This is a genomic window from Pantoea piersonii, assembly GCF_003612015.1.
Lineage (GTDB): Bacteria > Pseudomonadota > Gammaproteobacteria > Enterobacterales > Enterobacteriaceae > Pantoea > Pantoea piersonii.
The window spans coordinates 51,721-64,355 of the sequence record NZ_RARB01000010.1; the positions used below are offsets into that span (position 1 = coordinate 51,721).

Genomic DNA, 12,635 nt, shown 5'->3' on the forward strand with positions numbered 1-12,635 from the left:
ATTTCGTCGAGTAATGCAGCACTCTGGCTATTTCCTCAGCGAAAAAACGCCGCAGTAATCAGTGATATCAGAGATCGCCGCGCCAGTGATAGCGCAAATATTTGATCAGTTTTAACTGGCGGCGCAGTCGGCTGGGCTGTCGAATCAGGCGATAGAGCCATTCCAGCCCCAGACGCTGCCAAATCTTCGGCGCGCGCTTTATCTGTCCCGTAAAGACATCATAGGTTCCGCCGACGCCCATATAGAGTGCGTGCGGCCAGCGCGCGCGGCAATCGCGCATTAACAGCTCCTGACGCGGCGATCCCAGCGCCACGGTGACGATACGTGCGCCGCTGGCGGCGATGCGGGTAAAAAGCGCATCACGATCGGCTGGCGCGAAGTAGCCGTTCTGCGCGCCGACGATATTCAGGTTCCACTGGCGACGCAGCTTATTGCAGGTCTCATCCAGCACCGCCTGTCGCCCGCCAATCAAAAACACCGGCGTGCCCTGCCGTCCGGCGCGTTCCATCAAGGCCTCCCACAAATCCGCGCCCGCTATACGCTGCACCTCGGCATGGGGATATTTTTTACGGATGGAGCGCACGATACTGATGCCGTCGGGATATTTAAACTCCGCCTCCTGCAACAGCGCGCGCAGTTCATCATCCTGCTCCGCCGTCAGTATCTTTTCGGCATTAATCGCCACTAACGTTCCGCTGCGTACCGCCTCGTCCGGCAGCAGAAAATCCACAAACGCGGACATACTGTCGAAACCATACAGCGACACGCCGCGTATCTCATACTGCGGCGCTTCTGGTAACCTTGTCATGGTTGAGTTTTGTTTCCCTGTTATGCCAGAGGCGTTAAGTGGGGCTCTGTAAAACCTGGCCGCCGCGACGTCGAATCAGCCCGGCACGATCCAGCAGCCAGTAAAGCATCTTCGCCACGCCGAGGCAGGCCAGAAAAATTAAAGCGAAAAAGACCACGCGGGAGCCGAATGCATCCAGCCCCTCGCGCGCCAGCACAATCATATTGAACACCGCGCCAAAGCAAAAACTCTGCATGATCGCACCGCTGTAGCGGTTGCTGGCGTCGCGGCCGCGCAAATAAAGCGTATCGAAACCCTTAATAATCAACCCGACCGCCACCGCGCCCGGCAGAATAAACCAGATGCCGCCCATTACCAGCAGCGAGCCCAGCAGCGTAGGCGAAATCGCCAGGCCTGAATGGTTGTTCAGTACTTCCCAGGTAAAATAGTTAGCACTGTTCAGCACCATCGACGGCCTGCCCGGCCACAGCCAGCCCGGAATATAGACATAGAAGTCGCGCCAGATGGGTGCCAGCCCCTGAAATTCTATTTTGGAATAATTTTCCAGCAGCAATGCCAGATTCTCCCACGGCGAAAACGTATCGCGTGTCAGGTAAAGAAACGTGTAAACCGCCTCTTCGCCGAGCACGTTAAGGTTATAGCGCCGCAGCGCCAGCCAGAACATGCCGCCTATCGCCAGGACGCCCGCCGCCGCCAGCATCCACAGGCTGATCCAGCCGCGCGTAATGCCGATAAACAAAAACAGGGCAAAAGCGATAATGATATTGGCGCGCGTACCGCCGACCAGCGCGTAGGTCAGCAGGCCGAACGCGACCGTAACCACCAGAAACAGCAGCCAGTTGCGCTGCGTAGGACGCAGAAAATAGAGGATCAGCATCGCCGGAATAAAGAAATAGAAAAAGCGCTTCAGCGCCACGCCGGAGACTTCGCTGGAGAAAATCTGGTTATAGGCGGTCAGGCGGAACAGCAGAAAGCCGTTGTTCAGGAAAAACACCGTCACCGTGCCGATAGCGACCAGCGCCAGCAGCACGCAGGTCAGGTGCGTCTCGACGCGATTCATCTGCAGCCAGGGTCTGGCGCGCGGCACCGTCGCAGGCCGCAGCCGCACCTTATAGCTGACGTAATAAACGGCATAGAATGCCGTCGCCGACAGCAGCGCCTGCAACAGATACTCAGGCGGCACCACCTCAACGTTAAAGCGGAACACCAGCAGGCTGGTCAGCGGGAAGCCGAAATAGAACGTCAGTAAAAACAACAGGGTAAAAAAGAGGTGAAAGTTAAAGCGTACACGCCTGAACTCCCGCCAGGTCAGGGTCAGGATAAAACCCAGCGACAGCAGATAAACCACCAGCAGACCGCTGAACTGCATCAGGTTCATGAGGACTCCCTTTCACAATGGCGCAATGCCTCACGCCAGCCCGTCACATAGCCCGGCGCGAAAAAAGCGATGGCCTGTTTGTCGCAGCTTGCCAGCTGGCGGCGCGCTTCCGCCACGCTCCCGCTGTCCAGCGCATCGCTGCTAAACAGCACCGGCAGCCCCTGCTCGCTGAGATCGCGCCAGAACGGGTTGCGTCGGTTAAGCACAAACGGCACGTTGGCCTGAATCAGCAGGCAGAGCGTTCCTATACCCTGCTGCCGCTCGAACATAAAATAACCTAAATGACAGCGGGCGAGCAGCGCTAAATAGTCATCAAAGGCGAGATTGCTGCGCAGCAGCTCGACCTGGCCGTCAGGAAACAGCCTGTCTGCCGCTGTCGCTACCTCGTTGATGTAGGCTTCATTGTTCGGCGGATAGCCCAGCGGCACGACGATGCGCACCTCTGTGCCAAACTGCTGGCGAATTGACGTTAAGCCTTCAATATGGCGATTGCTGGCGTCGCCGGAATTGCCCAGCAGAATGGTAAAACGCGATTCCGGCGCGCTTTGCGGCGCGGTGGAGGGCATTTTAGTTGGAAAATAGAGCCGCGCGGCAGGCACGCGGGGATGGCGCTGCTGGTAATAGTGTAAATCGCCAAGAGTGGCGAAAACCTGCGCCACGCGCCCCTGCGCGATACGTCGCAACAGATAAAAGAGGCGGAACTTCAGGCTACGCGACTCTTCGTAAAGGTCGGCGCCCCAGACGTGCCAGTAGAGCTGGCTGGAGCGGATCTTACCGCTCAGCAGCGCCAGCCAGATGCCCGGATTAAACTGCCCGTGGCAGAAAAAACGCTGTTCACGGTTTTTCGCCCGCGCCGTCAGCGCCTGCGCCAGCGCTTTCTTCGAACCAAAGGTCTCAATAGCAAGATTGCTGAAAGCGGCGAGCGAGGCGGGCTGCTGCGTCACCACCATAAAGTGGCGCGGCTGGTCGACAGGCAGCTCAACGCTTAACACATCGTTGAAAAAGCGCAGCACCGTTTGATTGTGATGAGGGATATCCGATCCCAGAACGTGTATTAACGTCATTTTTTCCGGTAATAAACCATAAATGCGCCGCAGCAGAGCGCGAAATAACAGAGATAGGTCGCCATGTAGGCCTGCGCTGCGCCGGTCGCTCCCGACAGCGGGATCAGCCAGCGCGAGAAGAGCGTCAGCAGCACGAACTGGCTGATTTCGGCCAGAATATAAAAGCGCAGCGACGCCTTAGCAATCACCAGATAACCGAAAACGTAGGCGCCGACCTTAAACACATCGCCGCACAGCTGCCAGACAAAGAGATCGCGCATGGCGTGAAACGCCGGAGAAAAGAGCAGCCAGATCGCCAGATCGCGCAGCAGCCAGACGCAAAAGCCGACTGCCGCCACGGCAGGCAGAACAAAGCGCAGCGCCCGCATGATTTCGCGCGCAATATCGCGCTTCTGCTCCAGGCGCGCCAGCGTCGGCAATAGCCAGACGCTGAAGGTGGCGGTAATGAACTGCAGCCAGGCGTCCGAGATGCTGGTGACGCCCTGCCACAGACCGACCTGCGCCCAGCCGTTATGTTGCGCCAGCAGGTTACGCATCATGACCCAGGCTACCGGCAGCGTTACCGAGGTAATCAGCGCCATCAGGGTAAACTTCGCCAGGCTGCGCGCAAAGTCTGGCTGCCACTGCGGCTTCAGCCAGCCGATCGGCAGCGGTACGCGTCGCTTTAGCAATGCGAATGCCGGTACCACAACCAGCGCAGGCACCAGCGCAAACCCTACCAGCGCGCCCGCATAGCCACCAACCCACCAGCACAGCACGTAGGCCGCGACCCCGATTAGACTGCCGATGATCAGCACCAGCGCGTTGCCGCGCGCGTCGCGATAGCCTTTCAGCAGCGCCAGCGCCAGGTTAGCCCAGGCGATGCCGAACTGCAGGAAGGCGACAATACGCACCACATTCTCGAAGCGCGTGTGGCCGAACAGCGCCTGGCTGATCGGCGCGGCCGCCAGCAGAAAAACCAGCGCCAGCAGCGTGGAAAAGCCCAGCACCATCGCGGATGCGGTACCCAGCAGCGCGCGTAGCGGCTCCGGCTGATGCTGATACTTCGCCACAAAGGTAGTGACGCCATTAAAGATGCCTGCGCCCGCCAGCACGCCCAGAACGGTGATCAGCTGGCGAAAGTTACCCGCCTGCCCGACGCCTTCCGGGCCGAAACTCACCGCCAGTAGTTTCACCACCAGCAGCCCGGCAGCGATTTTCACCAGCGTGGACGACGCCGTCCACACCGACGCTCTGGCCAGCGACATCAGGCGAAGAAGCTCAGTAAGGAACTTATAACCGTATTCTGGTTATTGTCCGTGAGGTTATAAAACAGCGGCAGGCGCAGCAGCCGCTCGCTCTCGCGCGTAGTAAAAAGGTCCTCGCCATGAAAGCGGCCAAACTCTTCGCCGGCGGGCGAGCTGTGCAGCGGGATATAGTGAAAAACCGTCAGGATCTCCGCCTCTTTCATCCAGCTAATCAGCGCCTGGCGATCGTCGCTGTCGCGCAGTTTGATATAGAACATATGCGCATTGTGTTCGCAGGCGGCAGGCAGCGTCGGCAGCTCGATGCGCCCTTTCGCCGCCAGCGGCTGCAGCGCGTCATAGTAGCGCTGCCACAGGCGCAAACGCTGCTGATTGACGCGCTCGGCCGCCTCCAGCTGCGCCCACAGGTAGGCCGCCTGTAGATCCGCCATCAGATAACTCGAGCCGATATCGCGCCAGGTATACTTATCTACCTGGCCACGGAAAAACTGGCTGCGGTTGGTGCCCTTCTCGCGAATCACTTCAGCACGCTCGATTAGCGCCGCATCGTTGATCAGCGTCGCGCCGCCTTCGCCGCCCGCGGTGTAGTTCTTGGTTTCATGGAAGCTGAAGCAGCCGATATGGCCGATAGTGCCCAGCGCGCGGCCCTTGTAGCGCGACATCACGCCCTGCGCCGCATCTTCGATCACCCAGAGCTTATATTGCGCCGCCAGCGCCATAATAGCGTCCATTTCGCAGGCCACGCCCGCATAGTGCACCGGCACGATGGCGCGCGTTTTCTCGGTGATCGCCGCTTCGATTTTGCTTTCGTCGATATTGAGCGTATCCGGACGAATATCCACGAAGACGATGGTCGCGCCGCGCAGTACAAAGGCGTTGGCGGTAGAGACAAAGGTATAGCTCGGCATAATCACTTCATCGCCGGGCTGAAGATTAATCAGCAGCGCCGCCATCTCCAGCGACGCGGTGCATGACGGCGTCAGCAGCACTTTTTTGCTGCCGAAGCGCTGTTCCATCCACTGCTGACAGCGACGGGTAAAACCGCCGTCGCCGCACAGTTTGCCGCTGGCCATCGCCGACTGCATATATTCAAGCTCGCTACCCACTATCGGCGGCGCGTTAAATGGGATCATGATCTTTCCTGTAGAACCAGTAAGCGGTGCTTTCCAGCCGGGCACCGCTGCGTAAATAGAGTCGCATCGCCGAGAGGTTGCTGAGCTGCGTCGCAACGCGCAGACGGCTGAGCTGACGAACCCGTCCCCAGTCTGCGCCCGCCAGCAGCAAACGCTGCCCGATGCCGTTGCCCTGCGCATGGGGCAGGACGCCCAGCAGCCCGACGCGCGCGTCGCCTTCCGTCTCGCGCAGCGAAATAAAACCCTGCAGTGCGCCGGACTCATCGCTGGCGATCAGGCACTGATGATCAAAAGTGCCGCGCACCGCGTTTTCAATCCACTGGGCGTAAAAGCGGGCGCTGGCGTCCGCATCGAACCAGGGCGCGCGAAAGCGGCTCTGCACGAAGATCTGCGCCGCCGCTGCGCGCAGCGCGTCGATTTGCGCTTCACGGGCGATGCGGATACCGCTCTGTCGTTCCGTGCGTTTAATATTAATAGCCAGGTCTGCTTCGCCTTCCGCCAGCTGAAAACCCTGCTGGCAAACGGCGTCGATCGCCTCAAGACGGTCGGCAGGCACTTTGATTTGCCATAACCCGGCCGGATGGCGCAGCGCCTCGTCCAGCGACAGGTCTCCATCGAGATCGAGGCGCGCTGTCTCGCAGCCGAAAAAGGCGCTTTCCCACGCCAGAGGATTAATACTGACGCGGACGGGCATGTAGGAGATCCAGCAAACATTGTTTCACCGCCATACTCCCCGCGTATCCACAATCCAGGATTGGGTAACCTGGGAGGTGTCAACGGCGCGGAAATGGTCATGATCCACCAGCATTACCAGCACGTCGGCCTGCGCCAGTGCCTGCTCGCGGGAGACGAGTTCAGCGTTGTCGCCAAGCGTGGCAGGCAGCGCGGCGATATGCGGCTCCACCACCCAGCTCTGGCCGCGGTGCCATTCGGCGATCATCTGCGCGACCTGCATCGCCGGGCTTTCGCGTAGATCGTCGATATTAGGTTTAAACGCCAGGCCGAAGCAGGCAATAACGATCTCATCGGCGCGTTTGCCGCTCTGGGTCAGGCAGTCAGCCAGCGCCGCCTTGACCTGATTAAGCACCCAGTGCGGCTTGCTGTCGTTCACTTCCCGCGCGGTGCGGATCAGTCGCGCCAGCGATGGGTTCTGCGCCACGATAAACCAGGGATCGACGGCAATGCAGTGCCCACCGACGCCCGGGCCAGGCTGCAAAATATTGACGCGCGGGTGGCGGTTCGCCAGCGCAATCAGTTCCCAGACGTTAATTCCCTGATCGGCGCAGATTAGCGACAGCTCATTGGCGAAAGCAATATTGACGTCGCGGAAGCTGTTTTCCGTTAGCTTGCACAGTTCCGCCGTGCGCGCGTTGGTCTCAACGCATTCGCCCTGCAGGAAAATGCGGTAGAGCGCGCTGGCCTGCGCCGAGCAGGCAGGGGTCATGCCGCCGATCACGCGGTCGTTGTGAATCAGTTCCTGCATGATTTTGCCCGGCAGCACGCGCTCCGGACAGTAGGCGATAAAGATATCCGGTTCGCCGCCGTGTTGCGGAAAACGTAGATCCGGACGCGTCACCGCCAGCCACTCTGCCATCTGCTCCGTCGCGCCAACCGGCGAGGTCGATTCCAGGATGACTAAATCGCCTTTTTTCAATACCGGCGCGATCGATTCCGCCGCCGCCTTAACGAAGCGCAAATCGGGCTGATGATCCGCCATAAAAGGCGTCGGCACAGCAATCAGAAAAGCATCGGCCGCTTCAGGCTGCGTGGTGGCGCGCAGAAAGCCCTGGGTAACCGCATCATGGACCACTTTGTCCAGCGCGGGCTCGACGATATGGATCGCCCCGCGATTAATGGTTTCTACTGCGTGGGCGTTGATATCGACGCCCACAACGTTTTTCTTCTGCGACGCAAAAACGGCTGCGGTCGGCAGCCCGATATAGCCCAGTCCAATCACGGAAATGGTATCAAAACTCATAGGTTAACTCGGGTATCTTTTAAGGCTTGCAGAATGCGCTGACAGGCGTTGCCGTCGCCGTAAGGGTTATGCGCGCGGCTCATGGTTTGCCATGCCGCGTCGTCGGTCAGCAGCAGGCTGGCTTCGGCCACGATTTTCTCCACGTCGGTGCCGACCAGCTTCACGGTGCCAGCATCAACCGCTTCGGGACGTTCGGTAGCGTCGCGCATGACCAGCACCGGCTTGCCCAGCGACGGTGCTTCTTCCTGAATACCGCCTGAATCAGTCAGAATCAGCCAGGCGCGGTTCATCAGCCAGACAAAAGGCAGATAATCCTGCGGCTCGATCAGCACAATATTGTCGATGCCGCTAAGAATACGGTTTACCGGCTCGCTGACGTTGGGATTGAGGTGCACCGGATAGACGATTTGCGCGTCAGGATGCTGGCGAGCGATGCGCGCCAGCGCGCTGCAGATGCGCTCAAAGCCTTCGCCAAAGCTTTCACGTCGATGGCCGGTAACCAGCACCAGTTTTTTTTCGCTGTCGAGGAAGGGATAGTGCCCCGCGAGCTGCGCGTTGAGGCCCGGATCGGCGATAACCCGATCGCGTACCCACAGCAGCGCGTCAATCACCGTATTGCCGGTAACGAAAATACGCGCGTCGGGCAAATTTTCCGCCAGCAGATTCTGGCGCGATCGTTCAGTCGGGGTAAAGTGCAGTCGGGCAAGATGGCCTGTTAGCTTGCGGTTGCCCTCTTCCGGCCAGGGCGAGGTCAGATCGCCAGTACGTAGCCCCGCCTCGATATGCGCGACCGGTATCTGGTGATAAAACGCAGCCAGACTGGCGGCGAGCGTCGTGGTCGTGTCGCCATGCACCAGCACAACGTCGGGTTTGAAATCGAGCAGTACGGTTTTCATGCCTTGTAAAATGCGGCAGGTGATCTCCGTTAATCCTTGCTCAGGGCGCATAATGTTCAGGTCGTAATCTGGCTGCAACGCAAAGAGGCGCAGCACCTGATCAAGCATTTCGCGGTGCTGCGCCGTAACGCACAGGCGCGATTCAAACGCAGGATCCTGCGCCAGCGCCTGCACCAGCGGCGCCATTTTTATCGCCTCCGGGCGAGTCCCGAATACTGTAAGCACTTTCACGCGGTATCTCTCACTGATCTGGCGCCGGAACGGCGCGCCAGCGCCACGCCTGCGCCCGTCAATGCGCCTAACGCGCCCCACATAATCATCATAAACAGACGACGCGGACTGTCGCGTGAAACCGGCTCTTCCGGCGTACGCAGATAGCGGTAGGTCTGGAAGGTTCGGTTTAACGTCGGCCCGGCGCTCAGGGTCGTGAGCATCGCCCTGTTCTGATCGTAACTGATATCGTAAGTCGGCCCGGTCGCCTGCAGCGTTTCCAGCTGCGCCTGCAGCTGCGGCTCGCCGAGCAGGAAGAGATCGCTGTCGGCGATCGGCTCGCGCGCGTCGCGCGAACGGTTCTCATGAATGCCTTGCTGGCTGGCCACCTTCAGCGCCTGCTGCAGACGGTGCTGCTGACGCTGGAAAACAGCGTTCGCCACATCTTCCTGCCGTTTCACCTGCGCCCGCAGCTGCTCGCTGCGCGCCTGCCAGGCACCTTGCAGTTCACCGTTAAGGTGGCGCGCCGCGCGCTCGCTGGCAAACGCGATATACTGCCGCAGCAGGTTATTGGCGTCGCTGGCGGTTTCCGCGATCAGCTTAACGCTGTCACGCGTGTTGCGCGCCGTATCGGCGGGCAAAAACTGGATATTAGCGACCATATCGTCCAGCAGCGCGGCGTCGTTGTGTGCGTTGCCTGAGCGGCGGCTTTTATAATACTCCGTCTGCTGCCAGAAGTCGCGGCGCGTATCCCAGGCGCCCAGCTGCATAATAAATTCCTGATAGACCTCATCCATTATGGTCGGCGAGGAGGTCGCCAGACTGAGCGTATTGTTGCGCACGTCGAGGTTGTTCAGAAATTGTTCCTGTGCGTAATAGTCGCCGAGCATATTTACCGTTGGACGATCGGTGATCGCCGTGGTGCTCCACGCCTGCGTCATCAATAGCGAAGCGAGCCAGGCGACCAGCGCGAAAAGCAGCGCCAGGCCGATAATCCAGCGCTTACCGCGCCATAACGTGCAGCCCAGCCCGCGAATATCCAGTTCGTTATCTGCAACCTCAGAGGTCATAACAAGGCAATCCTTATCAGGGTAATTTTTTCTTAGCATCGCCGTGAGCGTTCAGACGACGTTTTATACGACGAATCAGGCGCGCCACGCGCCAGGCGTGTTTCAGGCAGTAGCCGTAAAACATAAACGCCACCATAAACAGCACCAGCATCACCCATTCAGGGATAAAGGCGAGATATTCGCCGAGCACGCCGATACCGGCGAGAATAGCGGCTGCCACGGTGATCAGCACAAAAGCCTGACGCGAGGTGAAGCCAGCGCGCATGATCAAATGGTGGATATGCTGGCGGTCAGCGGAAAAGGGACTCATGCCTTTGCGCAGGCGGCGATACATAATCGCCACCATATCCATCAGCGGAATGGCGATCAGCCAGAGCGCGGTAACGGGCGTAATCGGATGGCTTAATCCCTGCGTGGTTTCCAGCAAAATCCAGATAATGGTAAAGCCAATCATGGTGCTGCCCGCGTCGCCCATAAAGACTTTATAGCGGCGGCCGAGGAAACCCAGATTCAACAGGATGTAGGGAATGGTGGCGGCGATCATGGCGAAGCACCACACCGCAAGGCTGTACTGTCCGTCGAAGCAGAGAATAATGCCCATCGCCGCAAAGGTGACGGACGAAAGGCCGCCCAGCAAGCCGTCGATGCCGTCCACCATATTAAAGGCGTTAATCGCGGCCCAGACGGCGAACAGCGTCAGCACATAGCCGAACGGCCCCACCACCAGTTCCACCGGGCCGATAATAAAACCGAGGCTGAGCAGATAGAGCTTGGCACCCACCATCATCGCCACCGCTACGGCCGCCTGCACAACGGCGCGGATTTTAACGCTGATATCGAAGCGGTCATCGAGCGCGCCGACCAGCACCAGCAGCCCCGCGCAGATAAGATAGAGCGTGGCGTGCGGCAGATAAAAACGGGTGATGAGAAACATAAAGCAGATGCCGGCATAGACGGAAATGCCGCCGACCAACGGAATCGCGCCGTGATGGCGTTTACGGGAATTCGGCGTATCGACCAGACCTATTTTTTTAGCCGCTTTGCGCGCAAAAAAGATAAAGACTAAAGAAAATAGAAAAGTAAGCCCCAGCTCAGTACTCATAGTGAGTAAATTCACGTTTAACGCTCTCAGCTAAAATCAGGGACAGGATAAACAAACTGCATGTTTTTGCCTTTCATCCCGAGTCCGAATTCTGCTTCCGACCACGCGCGCATGGTTAACTTTTGCGCACTGCCGCCGCAGTCATTATAAATGCTCCTGCCAGCGGTAATCCTAATGCGCACAAATAAAAAACGCCACGTTAAGACGTGGCGTTAGGGCGATTTCCTGCGCATTTAGGCTAAAAAAGTCGGTTTAGCCGTTTCGATTAGTCGATGCAGGATTACGAGCGCTTCATCATATCGAAGAATTCGTCGTTGGTTTTGGTCATCGCCAGTTTGTTGATGAGGAATTCCATCGCGTCGATCTCGCCCATTGGGTGAATGATTTTGCGCAGGATCCACATCTTCTGCAGCTCTTCCTGAGTAGTGAGCAGCTCTTCTTTACGCGTACCGGAGCGGTTGTAGTCAATCGCCGGGAAGACGCGTTTTTCCGCGATTTTACGAGAGAGATGCAGCTCCATGTTACCGGTGCCTTTAAACTCTTCGTAGATCACTTCGTCCATCTTCGAACCGGTGTCGATCAGCGCGGTTGCGATGATGGTCAGGCTGCCGCCCTCTTCCACGTTACGCGCAGCGCCGAAGAAACGTTTCGGACGATGCAGGGCGTTGGCGTCAACACCACCGGTCAGTACCTTGCCGGAAGCCGGCACGACGGTGTTGTAGGCGCGCGCCAGACGGGTGATGGAGTCGAGCAGAATAATGACATCTTTCTTGTGCTCAACCAGACGCTTCGCCTTCTCGATCACCATTTCGGCGACCTGAACGTGGCGTGAAGCCGGTTCGTCGAAGGTAGAGGCGATAACTTCGCCTTTGACCAGACGCTGCATCTCGGTCACTTCTTCCGGACGTTCGTCAATCAGCAGCACCATCAGCACGCAGTCTGGATGGTTGTAGGCGATGCTCTGCGCGATATTCTGCAGCAGCATGGTTTTACCCGCTTTCGGCGGCGCGACGATCAGACCACGCTGGCCGCGGCCGATCGGCGAAGCCAGATCCAGCACACGTGCGGTAAGGTCTTCCGTCGAACCATTGCCGCGCTCCATGCGCAGACGGCTGTTGGCGTGCAGCGGCGTCAGGTTTTCGAACAGAATCTTACTACGCGCGTTTTCAGGCTTATCGTAGTTAACCTCGTTAACCTTCAGCAGTGCAAAGTAGCGCTCGCCCTCTTTCGGCGGACGAATTTTGCCGGAAATGGTGTCACCAGTGCGAAGGTTGAAACGGCGAATTTGGCTGGGAGAAACGTAGATATCGTCGGGACCGGCGAGGTAGGAGCTGTCTGCGGAGCGGAGGAAACCAAATCCGTCCTGCAGTATCTCCAGCACACCATCACCGAAGATGTCCTCGCCGCTCTTCGCGTGCTGTTTGAGGATGGCGAAAATAATGTCCTGTTTGCGCATACGCGCCAGGTTTTCCAGCCCCATATTTTCGCCGAGGGTTATCAGCTCAGAAACCGGCGTATTCTTTAATTCGGTAAGATTCATAGTGATGGGTTCTTAAACTCGGGGTAATTCTCGAAATGTTGGTCGTGAATGGTATGGCTTAATATTCCATGCCTGTTAATGGCGCTTTCAACTCTTCTCGACGATCATCGTCAGGGATGGCGACTGGAAGCGAGAGAGACGGTTGAAATGCGATGCCAAAGTTGGTGCTAACCGTCAGAATTGTCAAACCGCTGCATACGGAACGTGCTTCA

11 protein-coding genes are annotated in these 12,635 nt (G+C 58.2%); all 11 read right to left on the reverse strand.

All coding sequences use genetic code 11. The features are described from left to right. Nucleotides 1-67: 67 nt before the first annotated feature. The 11 genes from wecG to rho all read right to left on the reverse strand — a co-directional run bounded on the left by wecG (nt 68) and on the right by rho (nt 12,423). Nucleotides 68-808 (reverse strand): lipopolysaccharide N-acetylmannosaminouronosyltransferase, encoded by a 741-nt coding sequence (wecG, locus tag D7S44_RS20195; protein ID WP_120457947.1) that lies wholly within the window; start codon nt 806-808, stop codon nt 68-70. A gap of 34 nt (nt 809-842) precedes the next feature. Beyond that, a complete protein-coding gene (gene wzyE / locus D7S44_RS20200) occupies nt 843-2,186 on the reverse strand; it encodes an ECA oligosaccharide polymerase (protein WP_120457949.1) in 1,344 nt (447 codons plus the stop codon). Beyond that, nucleotides 2,183-3,250, reverse strand: a complete 1,068-nt coding sequence (wecF, locus tag D7S44_RS20205; RefSeq protein WP_120457950.1) for a TDP-N-acetylfucosamine:lipid II N-acetylfucosaminyltransferase — start codon at nt 3,248-3,250, stop codon at nt 2,183-2,185. The genes wzyE and wecF overlap by 4 nt, the downstream gene beginning before the upstream one ends. Next, nucleotides 3,247-4,497: a lipid III flippase WzxE gene (gene wzxE / locus D7S44_RS20210; protein ID WP_120457952.1), complete on the reverse strand. Its 1,251-nt coding sequence runs from the start codon at nt 4,495-4,497 to the stop codon at nt 3,247-3,249. The genes wecF and wzxE overlap by 4 nt, the downstream gene beginning before the upstream one ends. Beyond that, nucleotides 4,497-5,627 carry a dTDP-4-amino-4,6-dideoxygalactose transaminase gene (gene rffA, locus D7S44_RS20215; protein ID WP_120457955.1) on the reverse strand — a complete coding sequence of 377 codons (1,131 nt, stop codon included), beginning with the start codon at nt 5,625-5,627 and terminating at the stop codon, nt 4,497-4,499. The genes wzxE and rffA overlap by 1 nt, the downstream gene beginning before the upstream one ends. Beyond that, nucleotides 5,614-6,321, reverse strand: coding sequence for a dTDP-4-amino-4,6-dideoxy-D-galactose acyltransferase (gene rffC, locus D7S44_RS20220; protein WP_120457957.1), 708 nt, complete (start codon nt 6,319-6,321; stop codon nt 5,614-5,616). The genes rffA and rffC overlap by 14 nt, the downstream gene beginning before the upstream one ends. 24 nt (nt 6,322-6,345) lie before the next feature. After that, nucleotides 6,346-7,605, reverse strand: coding sequence for a UDP-N-acetyl-D-mannosamine dehydrogenase (gene wecC / locus D7S44_RS20225; RefSeq protein WP_120457959.1), 1,260 nt, complete (start codon nt 7,603-7,605; stop codon nt 6,346-6,348). Then, nucleotides 7,602-8,732 (reverse strand): non-hydrolyzing UDP-N-acetylglucosamine 2-epimerase, encoded by a 1,131-nt coding sequence (wecB, locus tag D7S44_RS20230; protein WP_120457961.1) that lies wholly within the window; start codon nt 8,730-8,732, stop codon nt 7,602-7,604. Before wecB ends, wecC begins: the two co-directional genes overlap by 4 nt. Beyond that, nucleotides 8,729-9,781 carry an ECA polysaccharide chain length modulation protein gene (gene wzzE, locus D7S44_RS20235; protein WP_120457963.1) on the reverse strand — a complete coding sequence of 351 codons (1,053 nt, stop codon included), beginning with the start codon at nt 9,779-9,781 and terminating at the stop codon, nt 8,729-8,731. Before wzzE ends, wecB begins: the two co-directional genes overlap by 4 nt. Nucleotides 9,782-9,797: 16 nt before the next feature. Further along, on the reverse strand, nt 9,798-10,883 hold the full coding sequence (gene wecA / locus D7S44_RS20240) for a UDP-N-acetylglucosamine--undecaprenyl-phosphate N-acetylglucosaminephosphotransferase (protein ID WP_120457965.1): 1,086 nt from the start codon (nt 10,881-10,883) through the stop codon (nt 9,798-9,800). A 280-nt stretch (nt 10,884-11,163) separates the two neighbouring features. After that, complete coding sequence (gene rho / locus D7S44_RS20245; protein ID WP_120457967.1) at nt 11,164-12,423, reverse strand: transcription termination factor Rho; 1,260 nt, start codon at nt 12,421-12,423, stop codon at nt 11,164-11,166. Nucleotides 12,424-12,635: the final 212 nt, after the last annotated feature.

Excerpts from the sequence above, each read along its gene's own strand:
- rffA (WP_120457955.1), bottom strand. The coding sequence starts at position 5,627 with ATGATCCCATTTAACGCGCCGCCGATAGTGGGTAGCGAGCTTGAATAT.
- wzxE (WP_120457952.1), bottom strand. The coding sequence starts at position 4,497 with ATGTCGCTGGCCAGAGCGTCGGTGTGGACGGCGTCGTCCACGCTGGTG.
- wecC (WP_120457959.1), bottom strand. The coding sequence starts at position 7,605 with ATGAGTTTTGATACCATTTCCGTGATTGGACTGGGCTATATCGGGCTG.
- wecG (WP_120457947.1), bottom strand. The coding sequence starts at position 808 with ATGACAAGGTTACCAGAAGCGCCGCAGTATGAGATACGCGGCGTGTCG.
- wecA (WP_120457965.1), bottom strand. The coding sequence starts at position 10,883 with ATGAGTACTGAGCTGGGGCTTACTTTTCTATTTTCTTTAGTCTTTATC.
- rho (WP_120457967.1), bottom strand. The coding sequence starts at position 12,423 with ATGAATCTTACCGAATTAAAGAATACGCCGGTTTCTGAGCTGATAACC.
- wzzE (WP_120457963.1), bottom strand. The coding sequence starts at position 9,781 with ATGACCTCTGAGGTTGCAGATAACGAACTGGATATTCGCGGGCTGGGC.
- wecF (WP_120457950.1), bottom strand. The coding sequence starts at position 3,250 with ATGACGTTAATACACGTTCTGGGATCGGATATCCCTCATCACAATCAA.
- rffC (WP_120457957.1), bottom strand. The coding sequence starts at position 6,321 with ATGCCCGTCCGCGTCAGTATTAATCCTCTGGCGTGGGAAAGCGCCTTT.
- wzyE (WP_120457949.1), bottom strand. The coding sequence starts at position 2,186 with ATGAACCTGATGCAGTTCAGCGGTCTGCTGGTGGTTTATCTGCTGTCG.